This is a genomic window from Micromonospora sonchi (assembly GCF_014646235.1).
GTDB lineage: Bacteria > Actinomycetota > Actinomycetes > Mycobacteriales > Micromonosporaceae > Micromonospora > Micromonospora sonchi.
Map to the genome: position 1 here is coordinate 29,906 of NZ_BMNB01000004.1, position 22,796 is coordinate 52,701.

Below are 22,796 nucleotides of genomic sequence, written 5' to 3' on the forward strand. Positions count from 1 at the left end.
ACCCCCGCGCCCCGTTCGAAGCACGGGTCACCTCTGGAACATGGGTCAAGATCGCTGCCCGGCCCCTGGATGTCGAGATCGGTTGTCGGCTCTGTTCGACACCGCGTCCGAGGGCTGCACTGGCAGGGAGGCAGATGCCCCCGTTGCGACCCCACCGCATCAGAGTCGGCAGGTGCCTGGGTTCAGTGTCGAACCGCTCGGCGATTGGCGCCGGGGCAGTCTGCACCGCGACGGCAGGCGGGATGGGCGCACCGGCGACCAACAGCGGCTGCGTCGTTGTGGCCGGTAGTGGACGACGCAGATCGATTGGACCCGCGTGGCCGCGATGGCGACCCGACGCCATCTCGGCCACACAAGGAGCGGACGGATGAGAAGGAGTGACCTCCTCACACGTCCGTTCGCGTCACCGACCCGTCAGCTCTGTCGAAGGAGGCACGGCACCATGACCGACACGATCCCCGGTAGCCCGAGCACCGAGGCGACCTACAGCGGCCCGGTCGATCTGACCCGCCCGCACTTCGTGGGCGTGGGCGAGCCGGTCCTGTCCGGCCTGGCCCGGCTGCTGGCCGAGCTGGGCCACCAGATCAGCGGCAGCGCCATACGCGAAACGGCCACTTTCAGAGGGCTGCGCACGGCCGGTGTTCGCGTGCGCCTGGGCGACGACGTGGCACATGTCGAGGGCGCAAGCTGCGTGGTCTGCCCGGCGAGCGCCCAGAACATGCTGGAGGTTCGGGCGGCGCGTGCCGCTGGCATCCCCGTGGTGCACCCGGCGCAGGTCCTCGACCGGCTGGCCGACGGGCGGCAGCTGGTGGCGGTGGCCGGGTCGCACGGCAAGTCCACCACCGCCGGCATGCTGGCGCACATCCTGCGGACCTGCGGACAGGACCCGACCTACCTGATCGGCGCCGACCTGACCGGGCCGGGCTCCGGTGCCCAGCTCGGCCGGTCGAGGCTGCTGGTCGCCGAGGCCGACGAGTCGGACCGCTCGTTCCACTACCTCACCCCGTCGATCGCGGTCATCACCAACGTGACCGACGCGCACCCGGAGAACTTCACCAGCCACGCCGACCTGCTGCGCGCCTACGTCACGTTCGGGTGCCGGACCGCAGTGAACGGCTTCCTGGTCGTCAACGCCGACTGCGTGGGCGCCACGGTGGCCGCCCAGGTCATCGCCGACGAGCGACCCGACCTGACGGTGCTGCGCTATGGCCGGGACCGGACGGCGGATGTCCGGCTCCTGGACGTGCACGCCGAGGGGTGGAGCGCGTCGACCACGGTGCGGATGCCGGATGACACACAGGTCCGGCTGACCCTGCCGACCCCGGCGGCGCATCACCTGGGCAACGCGGCGGCGGCCATAGCGTGCGCGGTGGCCCTCGGGCTCGACCCCACCGAGGTGGGCGGGGCGTTGTGCACGTTCGCCGGGGTGCGCCGCCGGCTCGAACATGTCGACACCCGGGCCGGGGTGACGGTCGTCGACTCCTACGCCGCCCATCCGCACGAGATCGCCGCCGACCTGGAAGCCGCGCGCACCCTGGCCCGGGGGCGGGTGTTCGTGGTGTTCCAGCCGTCCGGAAATGCCCGCGTCCTGGCCTTCGGGGAGCGGATCGGGAGGGTCCTAGCGGACCACGCCGACCACGTCCTGCTGCTCGATGTGCAGGGCACCGTGCCGGAGGGCCAGCCGGCAGCGGACCTTACCGCCATCATGGCCCAGCTGCGCGACGGTGCCTACTGCCTGCCCATCGGGCCCGACCACGCGGCCCGGGTGATCGCGCGGATGGCCGGACGTGGCGACCTGGTGCTGACGATGGGCACCGGCGACGTGACCAGCTACGGTGCAGCGATCCTGGACAAACTGAGCTGCCGATCCGAGGTGACCCTGTCGGCCTGATCTCCTTCCGTCAAGGGCTGACGCTGCCGGGTCACTCGACCGTCTGCTGGCCCGGTGAGCAGTCCCGCGCTGTTGGTTACCTTGACCTGGGTCCAGTCGCCCAGGGCCGCACGCAGCAACTCCACGCCTCGGACACGTCCGCTGTGCGGCCCACAGCCATGCCGCCCGCCGGGTGTACTCGCCGATCGCGACCAGCCGCCCGGCTCTGGTCCAGCGGCCTGCTGCCCGATCTGCCGGCGCACCTGCGGGAAGGGTGCTCACCCAACTCGGCCATCTCGCCGAGCACTGCGACCGACCGCCGGCCTTCGCTGGCCTTCGCGTGCGACGCCCGCATCGCGGCGCGCATCGCACCCAGCACAGCGTTGCGGGCGCCGTTGACAGCGGCCCTCCGGCCGGCCGGGGCGGGTGGTAACGGTGCCCTGCCCGGAGACGCTGCCCGGCCGCCGCCTCGATCGGGTGTCCCAGCTTCACAGAGCGGCGGACGCCTGACGCGGCTCGTACGGGCGCAGTCCTCCTCAGGGCCATGAAGGGCTGCAGAGCCTCGCGCCCGGCTCGAAGGGCTGCCGGTGCCGTTACAGGTCGATGGTGGCGGTGACGAGGTGGTGGTCGGATGGGTACGGCGGCCCGTCGGGGATGTGGACCTGGTAGCTGCTGGGGATGACGTGTGGGCGCATGGCGTTGTTGACCAGCAGGTAGTCGATGAGGTCAGGGCCGCCTTCACCGGGCTTGTCGATGATGGTGGGCGCGATGACGAAGTCGGGGTTGGCGAGCCAGGCGAGTTCGGCGATGGCGTGGTAGCCGGCGCCGTCGAGTCGGCGGTTGCTGATCGGGTCCCATCGGCCGATGAGGTGGTCGAGGGCGTCGGTGTCGGCTTCCCAGTGCCCTTCGGGGGTGCCGTCGTCGATCCGTTTGCCTTTGTGTGTGCGGATGTGGTGGTTCGCGGCGTGCCAGTCCCGTTGGGGGAGGTGTCCGCCGCTTGCGGTGGAGTTGAGGTCGCCGCCGCCGATGAACGGGAGCGGGTCGTTGCCGTAGCGGTCGAGCAGTTTCGTCTCTTCCAGGCGGGCGGAGCCGCTGCGGGAGTTGAAGTGGGCGACCCAGGCGCCGAACTCGGCACCGGTGGTGTTGACCCGGAACCGGCCGACGTTGCGTTTGTCGGGGAAGACGTCGGGGTCGTGCGGGTCGTCGCCGGGCCAGGCCAGGTGGGTGACGAGGTTGGCGTTGTAGAAGATGGCTGGTGGGATGGGTCCGTGCTGGCTGGTGCCGAGGAGCCCGGTGTAGGGGGCGTGGTGGACCTCGGTGAGGGCTTTCTCCGCCAGGCGTAAGCCTTCGTGCTGGTTCCGCCGGTAGTGCTTGGCTTCGCAGAAGAGGATGATCGCGGGCGGAACGTCGAGGGCGGCGAACGTCTGTTGCAAGGGCCGCATGTTGAAGGTGCCGTCGCGGTAGCCGCCCGCCTCGTAGTTGTAGGTCGCGATCAGCAGGCGCGTCATCAGCGGGTCCCTTCGGATGTGGTGGATGGCGAGTGCTGGTGCCGGTGTCCCGCCGGAAGGAGCGAGACGTCGGGCTGCAGGCGTGGAGCCGGCCCGCCTGGACGGCTCGGTGCGGGACGGGGTTCGGTGGGTTCGTTGTCGTCGCTTGTGCGGCCGCTTCGGCTTGCGGTGACCTGGTGCATGCCGGTCCAGCCGCTGGCGATCTCCCATTGCATCCCGATCGCGTCGAGTGCGGCGACCCGGTCCTGGGGGAGTTTGCCGTCACGTCGCGCGATGCGCTGGGCATGGATCCACCGGGATAGGTCGATGTCGTCTTCGCGGTGGCCTCTGCGTGGGTGCAGGTGTCCTTCGCGGTGGGAGAACGTGGTGGCGGTGGCGAGGTTGCGGTGCCAGGCGGCGTCGCGGATTGACCATTGCATGCCGAGTGCTTCGAGGCTGCGTGTGCGGTCGTCGTTGAGGCGTCCGAGTCGGTGATCGGTGCGTCGGGCGGCGAGCCAGTCGTAGAGGTTGATGCCGTTGACGGTCGCGCCATAGGGGACCTGGATGTGGCCGTGGGTGGCGTGGAAGTGCTGGAGGGCGGTGAAGCCGTCGTGGTAGGAGGGGCGTTTGACGGTCCAGGCGATCCCGAGGTCGGTGAGGGCGGTGATCCGGTTGTCGGGGAGGGTGTTCTTGCGGTGGTAGCGGCGCTGTTGTCCTAGCCACAGGTTGAGGTCGAGTCCGTCGATGACATGGCCGGTGGGCACGTCGAGGTGGCCGTGTTCGGCGCGGAACGCGGTGGCGGCGGCGATGCCCCGCTCCCAGGCCCGCGTCATGGGTGTCCAGTCGAAGCCGATGTCGTTCAGGTGCTGGACGCGGTCCTGTGGAAGCCGGCGTGCTTCGTACTCGGCACGCTGCCGCGCAATCCAGCGTTCCAGTCGCACGCCGTGGCGTACGTGGCCGACGGGCACCCGCAGGTGTCCGTGGTCGGCGTGGAACGCGCGGAGGGCGGCGTACCCGACAAGCCACTCCGAGGTGGTCTCCTCCAGCACCCGCACGGTGAGGGTCCGCAGCAGGTCCTCGGAGGCGTAGCCGTCGGGCAGGCGGACGAGCAGCTGCGGCGGCAGCGCCGCGGCCCCCGTGGACGCCTTCGTGCGCTGGGTGTCGAGGTCGGCGGCCAGGCCGTTGTCGTGGGCGCGCAGCGCGCGCAGCACCTGCAACAGGGTGGTCCATTCGGCCAGGTCCGCGGCGAGGTCGCGGGCGGTCTCGGCCGGATCGTCAGGCAGCAGGACCGGGAGCAGGATCGTGGCGATGCCGGACCCGGCGGGGTTGCGGCGCAGTGCCCGGCCGACGGCCTGGATGACGTCGGACTCGGACTCCTTCGGGGCGGTGAAGACGACGGCGTCGACGGCGGGCACGTCAACGCCCTCGCCCAGGCACCGTGAGTTGGAGATCACCGTCCAGCCGTCCTCGGGAGGGTCGGCGAGGTTGGCCAGATGGATCTGCCGCTGCATCATCGTCTGGGTGCCGTCGACATGCCCGACCGTCAGGCGGCCCTTGGGACGGTCCTGCTCAGGCAGGGCAGCCAAGGCGGCCGGCAGAGTACGGGAGAACTCCTGGGACTGGGCCACCCGTGGGGTGAACACCAGCACCCGGCGAAGACCGAACTCGGCGGCAGCGCGGGCGAGCGCGGTCTGCACCACTGCGGTGCGCAGCGGCGCCGCGCCGGCACGCACGACGGCGTGGGGGTCGAGGCGACGCAGGGTCGACAGCGCTTCGTCGGAGGTCACCCCGATCACCACGATGCGGTAGTCCTCGAGCCAGCCATCGGTGATCGCGCTCGCGAACGGGTAGCTGTAGTGGACCGGGCCGAACACGTCCGCGTCGTCCATCGACAACACGTCCTCACCGCCACGGCCCGCGCGGCGTCGTGCGCTGAGGACCCGTGGTGTGGCGGTCATGTACAGCCGCCGGGTGGCCGGCAGGTGCTCGTCACGGTGCACCAGGGCAACGTGTTTGCCGGGCCATCCGGCGGTGTGGTGCGCCTCGTCGATCACCAACAGACTCGCGGCGGTGTCCGTGGCGTGCAGCCCCGCGCCCACCAGAGCCGCGGAAGCATGAGTTACCAGGATCAGCCGCAAACGGCTGGTAGGAGTTCGCCGGACCCAGTCCGCGATCTCGCCCGGCCGCGTGGTGACCGGACACTGAAGGTCGGTCGTGCGCACCGCCGTGTCGGCGACGGTGTCGTCGCTGCACACCGCGAGTACCTGCACCGCCATGCCGGCAGCGGCCCACACCGCCAGGGTCTGCGCGAGCAGGGGCAGCGACGGGCAGGCCACCACCACCAGCCCGGTCGGGCAGAGCCGGACGGCGGCGTGCACCGCGACAAGGGACTTGCCGCTACCGCATGCCGCCCGGAACTGGCCGCGACCACCATCGGCCTGGCCCTCCACGATCGCCTCGACGGCCTCCTGCTGGTAGTCCCGCAGAGGCGGCAGCTTCTCGACCGCTGGTAAGTCCTTCACCTCAGGGCTCTCCTACGGCGCGTTCCGGCTGATGGCGTGCGGGGACCGTGCCGCCCCGGCGCGGCCGGGTCGACGCCCTGATCCGGTTGCGGGGAGCCGCCAGGGGGTCGAGGATCCGCATGGGCGCTTTCACCGATTACTGCTGCGAGGCGTTGCCCTGCGCCTGGCCGGAGGGTGGGGTGCTGGCAGCCGGCCGCCGGTGTGTGGGTGTCCGGGGTGCGGCGGCTGTCGACGTAGAGCCGGTAGCTGGCGGCGTCGGCGACGATCACGTCTGTGGTGTCGGGTCCCAGGCGCGGGTCCTGGGGTGGGATGGGGCCGGTGATGGTGCTGTGGGCGGCGAGGAGGACGCCGCTGTGCTCGTCGATGGTGAGGATCTCGCGCCTTGGCACGCCGGAGCGGTCGGTGTGCGGGAGGATGACGTCCATGCCGGGGCGCTGGACGCGGTCGGTGACGTCGGTCTGCGCGAGTAGGCCGGGTTGCGCCGCGAGGAGCCGCAGGACCGCGGCCCGGACCGGGCGGGTGGGCGCGTGGCGTTCGTAGAGCATCGCGATGCCGCCGACGATGTCCTGGAGACGGGTCTCGCCGGGACCGGCCGCGATGAGCAGGTAGGTGCGTAGGGCAGCGGGTTGTCTCGGTGGTGGCTGGTCGAACCGGTCCCCGGTCTGGCCTGTCCAGCTGCTGTCTCCGCCGTCGGGGATGCAGCTTCCGCTGTCGACGTGCACGCTGACCTGCCGGCCGTCGGCGGCGTCATCGGTGCGCCACAGCTGGTCGGCGCGGACCCGTTCGGGCCACCCGGTGGGGCCGGGTGGCCCGATGACGTCGCGGTACCAGGTGCTGCGTTCGACGTACTGGTAGTCGCCGCGGGTGGTGTCGGCGGGCGCGTCGCCAAGGGTGTCGGCCAGGCGGGTCAGCACCGGTCCTGCCGGGACCGGTGGTGTGCTGTTCGGGGGCGTCGTCGGAGACGGCGGGTCAGGGTTCACGCCGTCGGAGGGGCCGGCACAGGCGGTGAGAAGAAGTGACGTCGTGAGCAGCAACGCGCCGGTTCGGGTGCGGGTCACCGCGTGGCCTGGGCCGTGTCGATCGTGGGTTCCTCGGAGCGGTCGGCGATGAGGGTGTACGAGCGCAGGCGTGGTGCGGCCTTGTCCATGCGGGGTGGCGGGCCGAGGTCGGTGCTCTCGTGGGCGAGGACCCAGCCGGCCCGGTCGATGATCAGGGTGTCGCGGGCCTGCTGGTGCTCGACGGCGATGGCGATACCGGCCCGGCCGGCCCGGTCCGCGACCGTGCCATGGCAGATAACGGCCTTGGCGGTGGCGAGGAGCCGGAGCAGGGCGATCCGGGTAGCTGCGGCGGGGTGTTGGGTGAGATGCACGTCCGCGACCGCGCGGATGATCCACTGCGGGCCCATCTCGGGCGGCTGCACCGTGGCGAGGTGGGTGGCGAGGGTGCGCGGGTCGGTGGGGGTCGGCTCGGGTAGCGGTGCGGGTATTCCCCCAGCGGGATGGTCAGTGACGGTGTGGCCAGCGGAGCCGGGTGTGGTGCTGACAGTGCGACCAGATGCGTCGGCGGCCCGCCACTGCCAGGTCTCGGTGGTGACGATCGTGCGGCTGTTGGTCCCCGACGGGATCATGGTGTCCTGCGCGGTCCAGGTCCGAGTGTGTGTGCGGGCGTATGTGGTGGGGCTCGTCGGGGTGGCGTTGACCGCGTTGCTCGCGTCGGCTGCCGTGGCGAGCGTGTCGGCCAACTGCGCGAGGCACGGTGCGGTGATGACGGCTGCGGCCGGCGTGCCGGCGGGGACGTTGTTGAGGTCTGCGGGGATCACCGCCGGCTCTACGCCTGGGCGGTCGCCTCCGGTGGGGACCGGGTACGCGATAACTGCCGTCGGGGCGATGGTGACGGCGACCAGGGCGACCAGCAGTGGCGGACGCCACGGGTTGCCCCTGCGCCGGTGCAGGCTCTGCGCATCGAGTGGAGTCATGGCTGTTGCCTCATCGTCGGTTGTCTGGACGTGACGGAGGAGCGATCGAACCCTGCGGGGCTGGCCGGATCAGCTAGCCGCAGCTGCGTTCCGGCGGTGCCGGAGAGAAAAGCTGCAGGAGGTCGCGGATGGCGTGGGTGACGGTGGGATACGAGGGCACGGTCGGTGGTCGCGGCGCGGTGGCCGCCGGCTGACGGGTGATCCAGATCGGGACCATGCCGGCGGCGAGGGCGCCTTGGACGTCGGCGTGCCAGCTGTCGCCGATGTGGAGACACCGTGCGGGGTCGACGTTCAGCGCTCGGCTGCACGCGTGGAAGAGTCCGGGGTCGGGCTTCGCGAGGCCGATGTCCGGACCGCAGATGATGGCCGTGACGAACTCGGTGAGAGCCGCCTTGTCTAGCTTCCGCTGGACCGAGGAACGGTGCCCGTTACTGCAGACCGCTACCGGCGCCAGGTCGGTCAGCTCTCGCAGGAGACTGCGTAGTTCCGGGTCCGGGGCGATCATGGCGAGTTGGGCGGCGACGCAGGTGCGCACCAGCCGGTCCAGGTCGCTGGTGTCCAGCGTGACGCCCACGCTTCGGAGAGCCGTCCGCCAGACGCGTCGACGAAGGTCTTGCAGGCCGCCGGTGCCCGCTGCGGCGGGATGCCGCCAGTGGGCGGCGAATGCCGCGTGGTAGGCGTCGATCAGTGCGCCTGGGTCGACGCGGGAGGTGAGGGTGGCCGCGAGCTGGGCTGCGGCCCGCACGCCGTGAGCCAGGCTGGCGCCGGTGTCGATGAGTGTGTCGTCCAGGTCGAGGCTGATGGCCGCGAGTGGTCGTGGCGGCGGCGTGCCGAGTCGCGTGTGCAGGTATGTCGCCAGGACCGGCAGCGTGTCGGTGGGCTGGTCGTGGGCGAGGGTGCAGGAGGTGGTCAGCATGCGATGGACCCCGTTGCGCTCGTTCCTGCCCGCGGCGTGGGCCTCGCCTCGCCACGTTTTCGCCTCCGCTGGGGGACGGAGGAGTGGAACCGGGTTGACCAAAGTTGTTTGGTGGTGCCGAGGGCGTGTTCGGCCAGTCGGAGGAGTTGGATGTCCGAGGTGCCGGCGGGGGCGAAGATGTGCAGGGCGTCGCGGAAGTAGCGTTCGATGGGCGACTGGGCGGGTTGGAGGCCGTGTGCGGCGTGGATCTCCATCGCGGTGCGGGCGGAGTCGATCGCGTGTTCGGCGTTGATCAGTTTGGCGTTGACGAGTTCCGCGTCGCAGGGTTGCCCGCTGTCGAGTAGGTGTACGGCGTGGTAGGCGGCCAGGCGGGCGACCATCAGCCGGGACTGCATGGCGCCGATGCGCTGTTTCACCGTGGGTAGGTCGGCCAGGGGTTTGCCGTAGCGGCGTTGGCTGGTCGCGTAGGCGACGGTGGTGTCGAGGATGGCCTGATGGATGCCGAGGGCGACAGCGGCGAGGTTGGGTCTGCCGTACAGGACGCTGGAGGAGTACGCCACGTCGAGGCCGTCGCCTTCGGCGCCGAGCCGGTTCGCCGCTGGGACACGGCAGTTGTCGAAGACGATCTCGCCAAAGCTGAAACCGTGCAGGCCCATGCTCGGCTGGTGCGGGGTGAGGTGCACGCCGGGCCGGTCGGCTTCGACGAGGAACGCGGACAGTCCGCGGGTGCCGGGGCCGGTGCGGGCCACGACGCCGTGCAGGTCGCCGATGTGGCTGTTACCGACGAAGGTCTTCGTGCCGGTGAGGAGGTAGTCGTCGCCGTCGGGTATGGCGGTGGTGGTCATGCCGAGGACGTGGCTGCCGGATCCGGGTTCGGTGACAGCGATGGTCGGCAGGCAGTCACCGGCCGCGATGGCGGGTAGCCAGGTCCGCTTCTGTTTGTCGTCGCCGAAGTGGATGATCTTCGCGGTGCCGAGTTGGGACGCCTGGAGCATGGCGCCCATGGCGGCCGAGACCCGGGACAGTTCCTCGATGATGATCGTCTTGGCGAGGTGACCGAGTCCGAGGCCTCCGTAGGTGGGATCGATCGTGGCGCCGAGCCATCCTTGGCGGGCGATCTGCCGGGACAGGTCCTGCGCCACGCTGCGGTCCGCCTCCAGCTCCGTAATGCGGGGTCGGACCTCGGCCTCGGCGAACGCCCGGACTGTGTCCCGCAGCCGGGTGTGGCGGGGGGTGAGGTGGTAGCCGTCGACCATCTGCCGCTCTCCTCGTGAGTCGCCAACGGTGTCCGTCGGTGGCGGTGGGTAACGCCACGGGCAGGGCCGTGGCGGGGTCACCAGCAGTTCCTGGAATGTGAGCTGCCGGCCCGGGCAGCGAGGCGACGAAGGATGTCTCGTATGCGGGGGGGGACGATCAGGGCTGTCAGGCCGTGAGCCCGGTTACCGGGGGTGGTGTTCTCGCTGGCTGATCCGTGCGGACAGCTCGGCCGCCCAGGTCTTGATGGTGGCGAGTCCTTGCTGTCCCCAGGTGCGGGATTCAGTGCCGACCACGCAGATCGTCCCGAGGGTGGTGCCGGTGTGGTCGATGAGCGGGGCGCCCATGTAGGTGCGGATGCCGAGCTGGTCGACGACCGGGTTGCCGGCGAACCGCGGGTAGGAGCAGACATCGTCGAGGACCAGCGCGCGTCGCCGGTGCACGACGTGCGGGCAGAATCCCTGGTCTCGTGACATCCGGCGGCCGGGTTCGAGGGGGGTGGCCGCTGCCGACACGCCGGGCTGCGTGGTCCGGCCGGTGTAGAGGCCGGCGAAGAACTGGCCGTTCTCGTCGAGGAAGTTCACCATCGCCCACGGCATGTCCGTGACGTCGGCGAGATTCCGGGCGAAGTCGTCGAACTCCCGCTCCGGTCTGCCGAGGCCGAGCGCCCGCAGCCGGTGAAGCCGCTGGGGCGCATCCAGGTCGGGCGGAGTCAGAGGTGGGGGTTCGAAGTTTTCGCTGGTCATGCGCGATCACCTACCTCGGTCGGTGCGGAGCTGGCGTGTGCGGGAGAGGGAGCGGCGAGCAGGTGCCGCACGAGCGTCACCAGGACGGTGGTCGCGGACCGCCGGTCGCGGGCGTCACACATCACGATCGGCACTGCGGGCAGCAGGCCCAGGGCTTCGCGTACTTCCTCCGGGTTGTGCCGGTAGGCGCCGTCAAACTCGTTGACGGCGACCAGGAACCTCATGCCGCGGGACTCGAAGAAGTCCACGGCGGCGAAGCAGTCCGGCAGGCGGCGGGTGTCGACCAGCACCACCGCGCCGAGGGCGCCGTGGCTCAGTTCGTCCCACAGGAACCAGAACCGGTCCTGCCCGGGCGCGCCGAACAGGTACAGCACGCTGTCGCGGTCGATGGTGATGCGACCGAAGTCCAGGGCCACCGTGGTGGTCGTCTTCGCCGCTATCCCGGCGAGGTCGTCGGTGCCGACGCTGGCGGTGGTGAGCAGTTCCTCGGTGCGAAGCGGCGGGATCTCGCTGGTGGCCGTGATGAAGGTGGTCTTCCCGACCCCGAACCCGCCGGCGATCAACACCTTGAGCGCGTTCGGCGCCCAGTCAGAGTCGCTGTTGAAGGCCGACAAGGAGCCTCTCCAGGATCGATCGGTCGGTGGGGTCCGCGGCCGGGCTGGGTGGGCGGGTTAAAACCGCGCCGACTGCGACCAGGTCCGACAGCACCACCTTCGTGACCGCGGCCGGCAGCCTCATCCGGGCGGCCACCTCGGCGACCGTGGTCGCCGCGCCGCACAGGCCCAGCGCCACGTCGTGGTCCGGCTCCAACCGCCCTCGGGGACGCACGCCCGTGGCGACCACCCACGACAACAGCTCCATCGCCGTGGTGGGGCGGGTCCGTCCCGCACTGACCGTGTAGGGGCGCACCAGGCGCCCGGCCGCCTCGTCGAGCCACGTCTCTCGATGCATGCTATGGGAGGTCATGACGGGACGGGCGACGGTGCGCCGCTTCGGGCCGGTGTCGCCAGATACGGTCGGACGCTCTTGACCATCTGCGACATCTCGTAGCCGAGCACGCCGACGTCGGCCTGACGTCCGGCCAGCACCGCCAGCACCCCGCCTTCGCCCGCCGCCGTGACGAACAGCAGCGTCTCGTCGAGCTCGGCCACCACCTGCCGCACACCGCAGCCGCCGTTGAACATCTGTCCGGCGCTGCGGGTCAGGGAGAACAGCCCGGAGGCGATCGCCGCCAGGTAGTCCGCGTCGTCGTCGGTCAGCCCGTGGGCGGCGCGAGGCAGCCCGTCGGAGGACAGCAGCAGCGCGCTGCGGGTGTGCGGCACCCGCTCGACCAACCCGGACAGCAGCCACGCCAGTTCCTGGCCAGACGTACCGGTCATCGCAGACAACTCCTTCTCACATCTTCAGTCAGTGGCGCGGGACAGCACGCACGGCGGGCGGCTCGCCGCTGCCGGAACTGGCCCCGCGCAGGAAGTCGGCCATCAGCGTCGGGTCGTGATCACCAGCCGGCTGGTTCACCGGTCCCGGTCCGCCCCGAGTCAACGGGGCCGCCAGATGCGCCTGCCGCGTCCGGCGCGGCAGCAGCGGACCCGCAGCGCCGGCATCCCTGGGCGCCTGCCCGGACGCAACAGCGTCGCGGAACGCTGGCGCTGTCGCTGGTGACGCGGCCCGTGTCAGCGCTGGCGGCGCAGGTGGGTGGTGGCGAGCGCCGACGGGCGACGGCGAAGCACCTGCCATCGACGAGGACGCGGTCGCCGTCCCTGTCGGCTCGCCGCGCGATGGCATCCGGCCGGGCTCCGTAGCCGGCGGTCGCGCGGGGGGTCGGTCCCCGAGCAGTGGCGTCGGCAGGATCACCACCGCCTGCAGGCCGCCGTAGACGTTGCTCTGCAGCTTGACGGTGATGCCGTGCCGGCGGGCCAACGCCGAGACCACCCACGCCCCGATACGGCCGTCGCGCAGTAGGTCACCGACGTCCACCCGCCCGGGGTCCGCCAACAGTGCGTTCACCCGGTCCTGCTCCGGATGCGGCATTCCCAGACCGCGGTCGTCCACCTCGACCGCCACGCCGAGTGCCACCCGCCGGGCACGTACCGTCACCTCGGTATGGGGAGGCGCGAACGCGGTCGCGTTCTCGACCAGTTCGGCGAGCAGGTGTACCACGTCGGCGCCCGCGTGGCCGCGTACCGTTCCCTCGACCGGGGGCACGACCCGCACCCGCGCGTACTGCTCCACCTCGGCGATCGCCGAGCGGAGTACCTCGACCAGCGGCAGGGGCCGGCTCCACTGCCGCCGCGGCACCGCCCCGCCGACCACGGCGAGGTTCTCCGCGTAACGGCGGATGCGGGTCGCGAGGTGGTCGACCTGGAACAAACCCTTGAGCAGGTCGGGGTCCTCGACCTGCGCCTCCAAGACATCCAGCAGCTGGATCTCCCGGTGCACCAGCCCTTGCAGCCGACGTGCGAGGCCGACGTACACCTCTACCTGCTGCCCGGCTACGGGCTGGCCAGCGGAGGCGCTCGCCTTGGTGCGGACGTGCGCTCGGGCGAGTCGATGAACGCACGCGGCCGCGCCGGCAGTGATCGCTATGCTGGCCACCGCCGCGCACACCAGGGCTAGGCCGACCGTCGTCGGAGCAGGTCCCGGTGACTGCGCAAGCGCCCATGTCGCCGTGCCCAGGGCGATTGCCGCCACTCCAGCGGCCAGTGCCACACACAGCCACACCAGGCGAGCGGGCAGGCCAGCCCCAGACGGACCTCCGGCCGACGCGTCGAGTCGCACCCTGCCTCCCTGAGTCGCAGATGACGTTGCCAGCGGCACCGCCGACAGCGGGGACCCGACGGGCTCTGGCAATAGCTGGCCAGCGCCGGACCTGATAGGACGTGGCGTCGTGGTGATCAATACCGCCGGAGTTCAGTCTTGGTCGGCGATGGGGCGTCGGACATTGCCGACGCGAGGAATTGGCGCGGATTCCGGCAGTGGCCCCGACCTGGTCGGTGTCGGTTATCGGCGTCGAGGGTGTTCGACACGAGTAGGTGCCGGCCTACTGGACGAGGGAGTCCGCGAGGTAGGCGAAGCGGTTTCGGCGCCTCCTGCGAGCGGGTCGGCGCTGGGAGGGTTCATGAGTAAACGTCTGGTAGTCGAGACCCACGCCAGTTCCTGCTATTTCCGCACGTCGGTCGACGACGGTGAGCGCAAGGCGCTGGTGCAGATCACCGAGCGGTGCAACCTGCACTGCGCCCACTGCTTTGTGTCCTCCACCGAAACCGGCACGGACATCGCGCTCCAGGAGATGGTCGAGGTGGTGCTGCCCCGGCTGCGGCGGGCCCGGGTGACCCGGTTGACGTTGACCGGCGGCGAGCCGTTCGCGCACCCGCACCTGCTGGAGATCTGCGCCGCGGCGGCGCGGATGGACCTACCCGTCAAGATCTGCACGAACGCCACCCAGACCAGCGACGAGCAGATCACCGCCCTCGCCGAGCTGGGAAACGTGCGGGTCAACGTCAGTTTCGACGGATTCCGCCCCGCCTCGCACGGCCGGTTCCGAGGCAACCGTGACTCCTTCGCCGTCACCCGGGACACCACGCGACGGATCGCCCAGGCGGGCCTGCTGCACGGGATCCTGTCGACGCCCAACGTGCTCACCCGCCCGCAGGAGTTCACCGAGCTGTGCGCGTTCGCCGCCGACCTGGGCGCGGCGTACGTGCTGATGAACCCGCTGTCCAGCTTCGGCCGGGGGGTGAAGTCCCACGGGCGGCTCGCCGCCCCGGAGCAGACGATGCGGGCCATCGCCGCCGCCACCGCGCCCCTGGCCGACCGCGTCGAGCTGGTGCCGATCCGGTTCCCCAACGACACCCGGCCGTTGTCCGGCTGCGACGCCGGCACCCTGATCTACGTGTTCGCCAACGGCGACACCGCCGTCTGCCCCTACCTCGTCTTCGCCGCCCGCACACCCCAGTCCCCACACGCCGACCGCGAGTTCCTGGTCGGCAACATCCTCGACGGGGAGATCGCCGACGCCCTCGACCGGTACCGCTTCCACGACCGCTATCAGGTCGGGACCAACCCGACCTGCCGGGCGTGCGCGGTCAACGCCTCCTGCGGCAAGGGCTGCCCCGCTGCGGTGATCGCCGCCGGCCAGCGCATCGGCACCCCGGACACCGAGCAGTGCCCGCCAGAGGCGATCCGGCTCCCGCTGGTCCCGATCTCACCCACCGGAGCCTGACCTGCCATGTTGATCGTGATCGAGGGACCCAACGGCGTCGGCAAGACCACCATCGCGGGACTGCTGGCCGAGCGGCTCCGCCACCGTGCTGGTCAACACGTGCACCTGACGACCGAGCCCACACGCACCCGCCTGGGGGAACTGCTACGCGAGGCCGAGGCCGTCATCCACGGACGGGCCCTCGCGCTCGCGATCGCCGCCGACCGCACCATGCACGTCGAAGACGAGATCATCCCCGCCCTCGACGCCGGCGGCATTGTCGTCACCGACCGGTACGTCCAGTCCTCGCTGGTGCTGCAGCGCGTCGACGCGGTCGACCTCCGCGAGATCTGGAGCTACAACCGGTACGTCCTGCAACCCGCCATCTCCCTCTACCTGGTCGACGACCCGCAGGTCATCGCCGCACGGCTCGCCGCGCGTCGCCGGCTGACCCGGCTGGAGGCCACCGGCACCCCGCAACGCGAGTTGCAGCTCTACCAGCAGGCGTTCGACTTCCTCGACCGCCAGTCGTGGCACCAGGCGATGATCGACTGCCGCGGCCGAACCCCCGAACAGGTCGTCGCCGCCATCCTCGACACGCTGGCCCCGTTGCTCGCCCGCACCCCTGCGGCGTGAAGACTCGACGCCGTGTTATCGATCCTGACGCTGAACATCCAGGCCACCTCCCGGCGCCGCGCCGACGCGCTGCTGAGCTGGCTCTCCGGCCGCCCTGAGCAGATCCTCCTGCTGACCGAGACCAGCAGCGGCGACGGCACCGCCCACCTGCTCGACTACTTCCGCCGCGCCGGCTGCCAGGTGCACCACCCACCCCTGCCCGGTGACCGCGGCACGGCCATGATCAGCCGTGTCCCCATCACCGTCCGCCCGGACATCACCGCCGGGCTGAGCATCCCCGGCCGGGCCGTCGCCGCTACCGTCCACACCGACCCACCGGTCACGGTCCTCGGTGTCTACGTGCCTTCCAGCGATCGCGCAAAGGCCAAGGTCGAACGCAAGCGGGCCTTCGTCGCCTCCCTCGTCACCGTGATCGGTGACCTGACAGCCAGCGAGCGGGCGCACCTGGTGCTCGGCGGGGACTACAACGTCATCCCCCGCGACCACCAGCCCACCTACCCCGGGGTGTGGCTGCCGTTCGAGTACGACCTGTTCGACGCACTGACCGCCGCCGAACTCACAGACGTACACGACCACCTCGCCCCTGGAGCACAGCAGCACAGCTGGTTCGGCCGGGCCGGCAACGGCTACCGCTTCGACTACCTGCACGTCGGCACGGCGCTGCGCGACCGGCTACGCAGCGGCAGCTACCTGCAGGAGCCCCGCGAACAGCGCCTCACCGACCACGCGGCGGTCACCCTCGACCTGGACCTGAAGGTCCACACTCTCGACGTACGGCCCATTCCGCCGGTGGTCGAACCGGCGACCCTGTTCTAAACCCTCGCCCGTGCCGCTCGGATCAGCGAGTCGTACGTGTCGGTGGTGCGTTCCAGGAACACGTCCAGCGTGGCGGCGAACCGGTCGAGTTCGGCCTGGATCCGCTCACCCGCCTCGCCGTCGGTGACGATCCGCTCGATCTCCACAAACGCCCCAAGGCCGTCCACCTCGTCAACGCACAGCGACATCAACCTGAACGTCGCCGTCCGGCGGGCCTTGCGGATGCGGACCGTCGGGTAGAAACCCATCTGCCGGATCGCAGCGTCCATCTGCTCCCGATCCGCCACCTCGGTCTCATGCTCGACACACGACAGCTCATTGGCCACCGGCGTCTTCACCGTCAACAGATGCCGCCCCCGCTCGGTGCGCAGACGGGCGAACGGCACCCCGATCTTCGACTGGCCATACTCCCAGCCGACCGGCGCGTACGCCTGATCATCCTGCTCAACCGGCGCCGACAGGACGACACCACGCACGGCGAGGGCCGCCTCCAACGCGGCAAGATCGCCGATCCGGTACTTGACCTCCACCTCGTACGCCGACGTCTCGGTCATACCTGTCGTCTGGAGCGCGTCAGTACCTATCACGTCGTCGCACCCTACGGCTCGATCGCCCGGGTCGGTGTCCCGCCGCGCCCACATGCAGTGACCAACGTTCCACAACCGGAACAGTTAAGCCCCGCCACGCTCGGTGCCCTCGCCACTCGATTTTCGGCAGCCCACGTTGTGTCGAATCCAAGGGACACGCATAGCAACAGGTCAACCGCGATGCGCGTTCACGAAGGGCATTCGGCGCGGCCGGCAGGCCGCCTCCTGACAGAATGGACGTTTTCGGATACAACGAACCAGCCTGATAGCGTCTTTCGATCGCCCACGCTGTGCGGCATCCGATCTCTCAAGGAGTGAAATCAGTGCGGATCCTGCCCGAGATCTCCCGCACCTTCGGTGAATACCTGCTCCTGCCCAACCTCACCGACGAGGCGTGCACGCCGGACCGCGTGGATCTGTCCGCCCCCGTGGTGCGACACCGGGTCGGGGAGCCCTCGGCGTTGCGGATCGCCGTCCCGATGGTCAGCGCGATCATGGGGGCGGTGTCCTCACCCCGGCTCGCCATCGCTTTGGCCCAGTGCGGAGGGCTGGCGTTCATCCACCAGAACCAGCCGATCGCCGCACAGGCCGAGATGGTGGCCGCGGTCAAGCGGCACAAGGCCGGCTTCCGGCACAGCGACATCAACATCAAACCGTCCGCCACCCTCGGTGAGGTCGGCGACCTGCTGGCCGCCGCCGAACGCGATGTCGCGGTCGTGACCGACGACGGAAGCCCCGGCGGCATGTTCCTCGGTCTGATCTCCACCAGCGACTTCAACGTGCACCGCCACGACCTCGGCGACAGCGTCGAAACCCGGATGCGCCCCGCTGCGGGCCTCGCCACCGCACCCGCCGGAATCTCGCTGTCCGACGCGAACACCCTGATCTGGGACGCCCGCCAAGACGTCCTGCCGATCGTCGACGAGGACGGCCGCCTCACCTCGATCGTCCTCCGCCGCGACTACGAACTCCACAAGCAGTTCCGCAAGGAGAGCATCGACCAGGACAAGCGGTTCATGGTCGGTGCCGGGGTCAACACCCACGACTACCGCGAGCGGATCCCTGCCCTGGTCGCCGCCGGAGCCGACGTCCTGTGCCTGGACTCCTCCGACGGCTACTCGACCTGGCAAAGCGACGTGCTCCGGTTCGTCCGTGAGCAGTACGGCGACACGGTCCGCATCGGGGCCGGCAACGTCGTGGACGGACGCGGCTTCCGCTACCTCGCCGAGGCCGGCGCCGACTTCGTCAAGGTCGGCATCGGAGGCGGCTCGATCTGTATCACCCGCGACCAGAAGGGCATCGGCCGTGGCCAGGCGTCCGCCCTCGCCGACGTCGTCCGCGAACGCGACGCCTACGCCCGCGAGACCGGCCAGTACGTGCCGCTCTGCTCCGACGGCGGCGTCCTGCACGACTCCCACATGGCCATCGCCTTGGCCTTCGGTGCCGACTTCCTCATGCTCGGGCGCTACTTCGCCCGCTACGACGAAAGCCCGTCATCCCTGGTCAAGGTCGACGGGCAACTGTTCAAGGAATACTGGGGCGAAGGCAGCCAGCGCGCCCGCAACGCCGCCCGCTACGGGCAGGGCAAGGCCCTCGTCTTCGAAGAGGGCGTCGACGGGTACGTTCCCTACGCCGGCAGCCTCTACGACAACGTCTCCATCACCCTCACCAAGATCACCTCAACGATGATCAGCTGCGGCTCGACCACCCTGCCGCAATTCCACCAGACGGCGACCCTCGTCGAGGTCTCCCACCAGAGCTATCTGCAGAACAGAGAAGACGTACGGCTGCGCGATCGCCCCAGCGCCCTCAGCTGATTCGGCAGGGCAACGCTACCGACAAAGCCGGGCGCCCAGGTGCTCCGCTTCAGCCCGACAGCCTGAAGACCAGTTGAACCCACGACGTGGGTGAGCGGTCAGGGTGAGCCCGGACTACGTCGGCTTCGGGTTCGGCGGGGTGTGGCGGCTGGCGTCGCCGTCACGGTACCCGGCGCGGGAAGCTGGCTGGGACGGGACACGATGATCACATCGATGATGTCGTCACGTTCCAGAAGCGCTGCGGTCGTGATGTCGTGTTCCTGGCTAGAGGCCGAGGCGTCGTAGATGAACACGATGAGCTTCGTGTAGGTGCCGCGCTCACGCAGGTAGGCGATGGAGTCCTCGAGAATCTCCTTTTCGACTTTCTTGAACTCGGCGGCCGAGCGCACGTACTTGAGCTCGATGAGCACGCCGAGGCGCGGGATTCCGAAGTCCGCGCGGTAGGAGCTGTGACCGAGCCGCGGCAACGGCTCTTCATCGACGAGGTCACTGAACACGGACCGGAGCATGATCCAGACGATGTCCTGGATCTCGCGTTCGGAGCCAACCTCCCAGCGGACCGGGTGCCGGACGTCGTCCGGATCGTCCCAGCGCCAGCGCTTCATCGCGGCCGGGAACCGACGTAGTACGACTCCGACGTGGCTGCGGGTGAGGACCGTGCCGTCGATGCTGGCGTCGATGATCCGGCCGGCGGCTGCGCGTACCAGGGCTGCATCGCAGGTGGACAGGTCGCCGATGTCGGTGCGCAGAAGGCCGGTGAGGATCCGGCGCTGGATGAACTGCAGATCGGCGGCCGGGTCGGCAAGTCGCGCTGCGCCGACGATCGACATCCAGTGCACCATGGAAAGCTCGGGCAAGCTCTTGATACTGGTCAAACCGCCGAGCAGCGCGGGGTCGTCGGTCAGAACGGCAAGGGCGTGACGGCGCGCGAGGTCGGTGCGGGGGTCGTCGGCGCGGAACCGGGAGTCGGGCAGGATCTCGAGAAGCCAGCTGCGAAACGCCGGCAGCGCGTCCTGGGTGACGAGCGCGGCGAGGGTGATGCCGAGCAACTGCCGCCGGTCAGTGGCGAAGGTCGTTCGGTCGGCGGGGAACGGGTCGCGACGCATCAGGTCGCGCAGGCCGTCCACCAGGCGTTCGTGTGCACCGAGGTCGTGGTGGGACCTGTGGGCGTGCAGGGCGAACCCGAGGACGGCGAGCCCTGGGGCGTGGCGCAGCCTGTCGGTGTGGTCGTCGAGCCATCGCGTGGTCAGCGGGTTCACCTCCCAGGGGAACGACACGTCGACGCCGTTCAGGATGTGGTGGGCGAAGAGCCCGTCGAGGTCCCCGGGTTTGTTGGCGGGACCAAGGTGCCGGTCGAGGGCGGCCATCTGGTCGGCGAGCTGCGCGACGGCGACCGTGTGCGCGCCGGGTTCCTGGCTCGTCACAGGAACCACCTGCTGGTCCGGAACGCGGTGCGCAGGATGTCGGCGTTCCAGTTACGGACGTGCCGGAGCTGGCCGAGCAGGGACGCGATCAGGTCGGAGTACATGATCGTGACCGGGGACCTCGACGGGTAGAACCGCCGCCACGACATCGCGGTGAACCGGAACGCCTGACCGGCCAGGTACTCGATGTCGGTGAACGTCGACGCCCGGTGCAGCTTGAGCAGCAGCGGCCGGGGCAGCCCGTGTGTGGGCCGCTTGATGTCGTACGGCCCGGCGACGGTCAGCAGCACCTCGCAGGAGCTGATCGTCACGGCGTGCCCGCGTTGGGGGACGTAGCGGCCTTTCGGCTGGCGGCGCCCCGAGGGCATCGCGGCGTTGCCGATACCCTGCGCGGCGGTGTCGAACAGGTACCAGTCGTGCTCTTCGCTGACGTGCACGAACGCGAACTGCACGGCACGGAACTCGGCGAGCAGCCCGGAGACGAGGTTCTTCACGGCGTCGGCCTCGGTGTCCTTGAGCGGCTTGAAGACGTGGAAGATCAGCCGGATCGCGTCCTCGGGCCGCCAGGCGTTGCGGGTCTTCACCTCGTCGATGCAGACGCGCAAGGCGCGCAGAAGTTCCTCGGGGTATCGGTCGTAGTCGGCCTCGCGAGACATGTTGGACAGCAGGTAGTTGCCGTCAGCGCTGAAGACGGTGGTGATTCCGACGACCCGCTCGGGGGCGCTGAACCGGCTCGGCTTGATGTGGGCGCTGCCGATGCCGATCACCAGCTCGTGCATGATCGTGCCCGGGGCGGCGATCACGAACGGGATGCCGCCCAGCTTCGCGTAACACTGCAGCGCCATGCTGTCCAGCGGATACGCGATGTCGCCACGTCCGATCGTCTCGTACTGGATCTCCTGGACGGGGACGCCCTGGCCCATCAGCGTGGATTTCGCCACGAGGTACGGGCTGTCGTCCCCTTGTAGGTCCTGCTGCGCCTCGCTGGTAATCACGATCGCCAGATGTGGCTTCTCGTCGCGGTCCAGGGCGGCGAGACACGCGTCGCGGTAGGCGGTCGCGTCGCGGGGGCCGGTGGCATCGAAGGCTTCGATACGGATGTCGCAGTCGGTGAGGCGGTACTTGCGGGCGAAGCCCTCCGTGAACACCTTGGCGTTCGGGACCCCGCGCCGGAACTGGTTCATGAAGACCTCGACGCTGCCCTGGTACGCCCGGGGAGTCATGACGAGGATCCGCGGCCGGCGAGGCGAGAACGACTCGGAGTCGAACGGGCCCAGCCGTGTCAGCCCCCGTTGGGCCGACTTGTCGGTCTTGCCGCCGCCCGGGTCGAAGACGAAGGTCGGCTCCGCGAACGGCGTCGACCGCACCTGACCGCCGCTGCTTCCGGTCGAGCCGCTCCCCAGAGGAACCCCGACCTCGACCTCGACGTCCGCGGCGATCCGCAGCGGCCCGCCTCGCGCGAGCCGCCCGGCCAACGCGGTGATCCGTCCGAGGCGCCCCTCGGCCCCGGTCAGAGCGAAGGCCTCCTCATCGAGCCGTTCCAGCAGCGGCCCCTGGCGTCCACCGGTGAGGAAGGCGACGACGTCCTGAAAGGTGTCGAGACGTCCCTCCAGCCACGCCTCGCCAGCATCGACCTCCGACACCGCCGGGGCGTCACGCAGATGCAACCGCCCGGCGCGCACCGACTCGACCGCCCCGACCAGCTTGCGGTAGGCGCACTCGTCCAGATTCGGGTGGAACGGCACCTCGCCGGTCCGGGCGAGGACGTACCGGCCCTCGACACCGAACCCGCGGTCGAGCAACTCCCGCACGGTGAGGTCGAACTCGTACCTGGTCTTCAGGCCCACGACGATGCCCATCCTCGCCGACGGGCCGTTGGCCCGCGCGTCGAGACGGTACTGCGGAAACACGTGCACACCCGCGAGCGCCTCCCGCTGGTCGCCCGCACACTGAGTGAGCAGGTCCTGCTGGCGAAATCGGGACACGAAGCAGGGCTGCTTGAACGAGCGGAGCCGGTACCCCATCCCGATGACCTCGTTGACCAACGCCTCGCGTACCAGACGCATGGTGAGATGGCGGAAGTCGTTGATCGCGAACTTCTCCTCGGCGCCGACGAGCCGGGAGTCCGCAGTCAACGGCACGCACACGATCTGGTTGCCCTCGCGGGCCACCACGTGCGTCCCCTGCAACTCGGCACGGAGCCCGTCGAGCCGCTCCCGCGAGTCGAACGGGACCACGCCCGCGTGGAACGCCTGTCCGTGGAACCGGACCGGCAGGAAGTTCGCCACCAGACTCGGCGCCGCCCGTTGGGGCGGGGCGGGCACACCACGCACTGCCTCGACCACCTTCATCCTCGACTCGCCGCGGCTACGCCCGCGTTCACCCTCGACCCGGGCAGAGCTCGCACCTGGCCGGACGACCACGCTACCCAGGGGGTGCGACAGATCGGGTTCTGAGATCCGTGAGGGGCAAATCCCCTGGGCCCCGGATCTTCGCCCTAAACGGGAAAGGATCCGTTACCTCGCCCGGTCGTGACCGCAGAAGG

19 protein-coding genes are annotated in these 22,796 nt (G+C 70.0%); 5 read left to right on the top strand and 14 right to left on the bottom strand.

Going from position 1 to position 22,796, the window contains the following annotated elements; all coding sequences use genetic code 11:
* Nucleotides 1–442 precede the first annotated feature (442 nt).
* Entirely contained in the window at nt 443–1,891 is a 1,449-nt protein-coding gene (locus IEY61_RS05740) for a UDP-N-acetylmuramate--L-alanine ligase (RefSeq protein ID WP_189041284.1), read from the top strand.
* A 572-nt stretch (nt 1,892–2,463) separates the two neighbouring features.
* Here IEY61_RS05740 and IEY61_RS05745 read toward each other — a convergent pair.
* The 11 genes from IEY61_RS05745 to IEY61_RS05795 form a co-directional block, all read right to left on the bottom strand.
* Entirely contained in the window at nt 2,464–3,378 is a 915-nt protein-coding gene (locus IEY61_RS05745; protein WP_189041286.1) for an endonuclease/exonuclease/phosphatase family protein, read from the bottom strand.
* Complete coding sequence (locus tag IEY61_RS05750) at nt 3,378–5,879, bottom strand: DEAD/DEAH box helicase (RefSeq protein ID WP_189041287.1); 2,502 nt, start codon at nt 5,877–5,879, stop codon at nt 3,378–3,380. The genes IEY61_RS05745 and IEY61_RS05750 overlap by 1 nt, the downstream gene beginning before the upstream one ends.
* A complete protein-coding gene (locus IEY61_RS05755) occupies nt 5,876–6,937 on the bottom strand; it encodes a hypothetical protein (RefSeq protein ID WP_189041289.1) in 1,062 nt (353 codons plus the stop codon). The genes IEY61_RS05750 and IEY61_RS05755 overlap by 4 nt, the downstream gene beginning before the upstream one ends.
* Nucleotides 6,934–7,854 carry a hypothetical protein gene (locus tag IEY61_RS05760; protein WP_189041291.1) on the bottom strand — a complete coding sequence of 307 codons (921 nt, stop codon included), beginning with the start codon at nt 7,852–7,854 and terminating at the stop codon, nt 6,934–6,936. The genes IEY61_RS05755 and IEY61_RS05760 overlap by 4 nt, the downstream gene beginning before the upstream one ends.
* A 73-nt stretch (nt 7,855–7,927) precedes the next feature.
* The gene (locus IEY61_RS05765) at nt 7,928–8,770 is read right to left on the bottom strand and encodes an HAD family hydrolase (protein WP_189041293.1); all 843 of its coding nucleotides are present in this window, start codon (nt 8,768–8,770) and stop codon (nt 7,928–7,930) included.
* Nucleotides 8,764–10,026, bottom strand: coding sequence for an acyl-CoA dehydrogenase family protein (locus IEY61_RS05770; RefSeq protein WP_189041295.1), 1,263 nt, complete (start codon nt 10,024–10,026; stop codon nt 8,764–8,766). The genes IEY61_RS05765 and IEY61_RS05770 overlap by 7 nt, the downstream gene beginning before the upstream one ends.
* A gap of 183 nt (nt 10,027–10,209) precedes the next feature.
* Nucleotides 10,210–10,770: a GAF domain-containing protein gene (locus IEY61_RS05775; RefSeq protein WP_189041297.1), complete on the bottom strand. Its 561-nt coding sequence runs from the start codon at nt 10,768–10,770 to the stop codon at nt 10,210–10,212.
* Nucleotides 10,767–11,384: a GTP-binding protein gene (locus tag IEY61_RS05780; RefSeq protein ID WP_189041299.1), complete on the bottom strand. Its 618-nt coding sequence runs from the start codon at nt 11,382–11,384 to the stop codon at nt 10,767–10,769. Before IEY61_RS05780 ends, IEY61_RS05775 begins: the two co-directional genes overlap by 4 nt.
* Nucleotides 11,359–11,721 (bottom strand): DUF742 domain-containing protein, encoded by a 363-nt coding sequence (locus tag IEY61_RS05785; RefSeq protein WP_229705710.1) that lies wholly within the window; start codon nt 11,719–11,721, stop codon nt 11,359–11,361. The genes IEY61_RS05780 and IEY61_RS05785 overlap by 26 nt, the downstream gene beginning before the upstream one ends.
* A gap of 11 nt (nt 11,722–11,732) precedes the next feature.
* Nucleotides 11,733–12,149 carry a roadblock/LC7 domain-containing protein gene (locus tag IEY61_RS05790; RefSeq protein WP_189041303.1) on the bottom strand — a complete coding sequence of 139 codons (417 nt, stop codon included), beginning with the start codon at nt 12,147–12,149 and terminating at the stop codon, nt 11,733–11,735.
* 28 nt (nt 12,150–12,177) lie between these two features.
* Complete coding sequence (locus IEY61_RS05795) at nt 12,178–13,365, bottom strand: sensor histidine kinase (protein WP_229705711.1); 1,188 nt, start codon at nt 13,363–13,365, stop codon at nt 12,178–12,180.
* Between the two features lie 523 nt (nt 13,366–13,888).
* Here IEY61_RS05795 and IEY61_RS05800 point away from each other — a divergent pair.
* Genes IEY61_RS05800 through IEY61_RS05810 form a run of 3 tightly spaced genes read left to right on the top strand, consistent with a single transcriptional unit; the run spans nt 13,889 to nt 16,423 of the window.
* Nucleotides 13,889–14,992 (top strand): radical SAM protein, encoded by a 1,104-nt coding sequence (locus IEY61_RS05800; protein ID WP_189041307.1) that lies wholly within the window; start codon nt 13,889–13,891, stop codon nt 14,990–14,992.
* A gap of 15 nt (nt 14,993–15,007) precedes the next feature.
* Nucleotides 15,008–15,607, top strand: coding sequence for a dTMP kinase (gene tmk, locus IEY61_RS05805; RefSeq protein ID WP_229705712.1), 600 nt, complete (start codon nt 15,008–15,010; stop codon nt 15,605–15,607).
* 12 nt (nt 15,608–15,619) lie between these two features.
* Nucleotides 15,620–16,423, top strand: a complete 804-nt coding sequence (locus tag IEY61_RS05810) for an exodeoxyribonuclease III (RefSeq protein WP_189041311.1) — start codon at nt 15,620–15,622, stop codon at nt 16,421–16,423.
* Here the strand turns inward: IEY61_RS05810 and cyaB are convergent.
* Nucleotides 16,420–16,977, bottom strand: a complete 558-nt coding sequence (gene cyaB, locus IEY61_RS05815) for a class IV adenylate cyclase (RefSeq protein WP_189041314.1) — start codon at nt 16,975–16,977, stop codon at nt 16,420–16,422. The two genes, IEY61_RS05810 and cyaB, sit on opposite strands and share 4 nt — an antisense overlap.
* A gap of 356 nt (nt 16,978–17,333) precedes the next feature.
* Between cyaB and IEY61_RS05820 the strand changes: the two genes are divergently transcribed.
* Nucleotides 17,334–18,827: an IMP dehydrogenase gene (locus IEY61_RS05820; protein WP_189041316.1), complete on the top strand. Its 1,494-nt coding sequence runs from the start codon at nt 17,334–17,336 to the stop codon at nt 18,825–18,827.
* Nucleotides 18,828–18,925: 98 nt separating this feature from the next.
* On the opposite strand, the gene IEY61_RS05825 is transcribed toward IEY61_RS05820, so the two are convergent.
* The gene (locus tag IEY61_RS05825) at nt 18,926–20,251 is read right to left on the bottom strand and encodes a PD-(D/E)XK nuclease domain-containing protein (RefSeq protein WP_189041318.1); all 1,326 of its coding nucleotides are present in this window, start codon (nt 20,249–20,251) and stop codon (nt 18,926–18,928) included.
* Nucleotides 20,248–22,596 carry an argonaute/piwi family protein gene (locus tag IEY61_RS05830; protein WP_189041320.1) on the bottom strand — a complete coding sequence of 783 codons (2,349 nt, stop codon included), beginning with the start codon at nt 22,594–22,596 and terminating at the stop codon, nt 20,248–20,250. The genes IEY61_RS05825 and IEY61_RS05830 overlap by 4 nt, the downstream gene beginning before the upstream one ends.
* Nucleotides 22,597–22,796 lie beyond the last annotated feature (200 nt).

What these genes read in the sequence shown, in the direction of transcription:
- IEY61_RS05740 (WP_189041284.1), top strand. Translation starts at nt 443, where the DNA reads ATGACCGACACGATCCCCGGTAGCCCGAGCACCGAGGCGACCTACAGC.
- IEY61_RS05745 (WP_189041286.1), bottom strand. Translation starts at nt 3,378, where the DNA reads ATGACGCGCCTGCTGATCGCGACCTACAACTACGAGGCGGGCGGCTAC.
- IEY61_RS05760 (WP_189041291.1), bottom strand. Translation starts at nt 7,854, where the DNA reads ATGACTCCACTCGATGCGCAGAGCCTGCACCGGCGCAGGGGCAACCCG.
- IEY61_RS05765 (WP_189041293.1), bottom strand. Translation starts at nt 8,770, where the DNA reads ATGCTGACCACCTCCTGCACCCTCGCCCACGACCAGCCCACCGACACG.
- IEY61_RS05770 (WP_189041295.1), bottom strand. Translation starts at nt 10,026, where the DNA reads ATGGTCGACGGCTACCACCTCACCCCCCGCCACACCCGGCTGCGGGAC.
- IEY61_RS05775 (WP_189041297.1), bottom strand. Translation starts at nt 10,770, where the DNA reads ATGACCAGCGAAAACTTCGAACCCCCACCTCTGACTCCGCCCGACCTG.
- IEY61_RS05785 (WP_229705710.1), bottom strand. Translation starts at nt 11,721, where the DNA reads ATGCATCGAGAGACGTGGCTCGACGAGGCGGCCGGGCGCCTGGTGCGC.
- IEY61_RS05790 (WP_189041303.1), bottom strand. Translation starts at nt 12,149, where the DNA reads ATGACCGGTACGTCTGGCCAGGAACTGGCGTGGCTGCTGTCCGGGTTG.
- IEY61_RS05800 (WP_189041307.1), top strand. Translation starts at nt 13,889, where the DNA reads ATGAGTAAACGTCTGGTAGTCGAGACCCACGCCAGTTCCTGCTATTTC.
- cyaB (WP_189041314.1), bottom strand. Translation starts at nt 16,977, where the DNA reads ATGACCGAGACGTCGGCGTACGAGGTGGAGGTCAAGTACCGGATCGGC.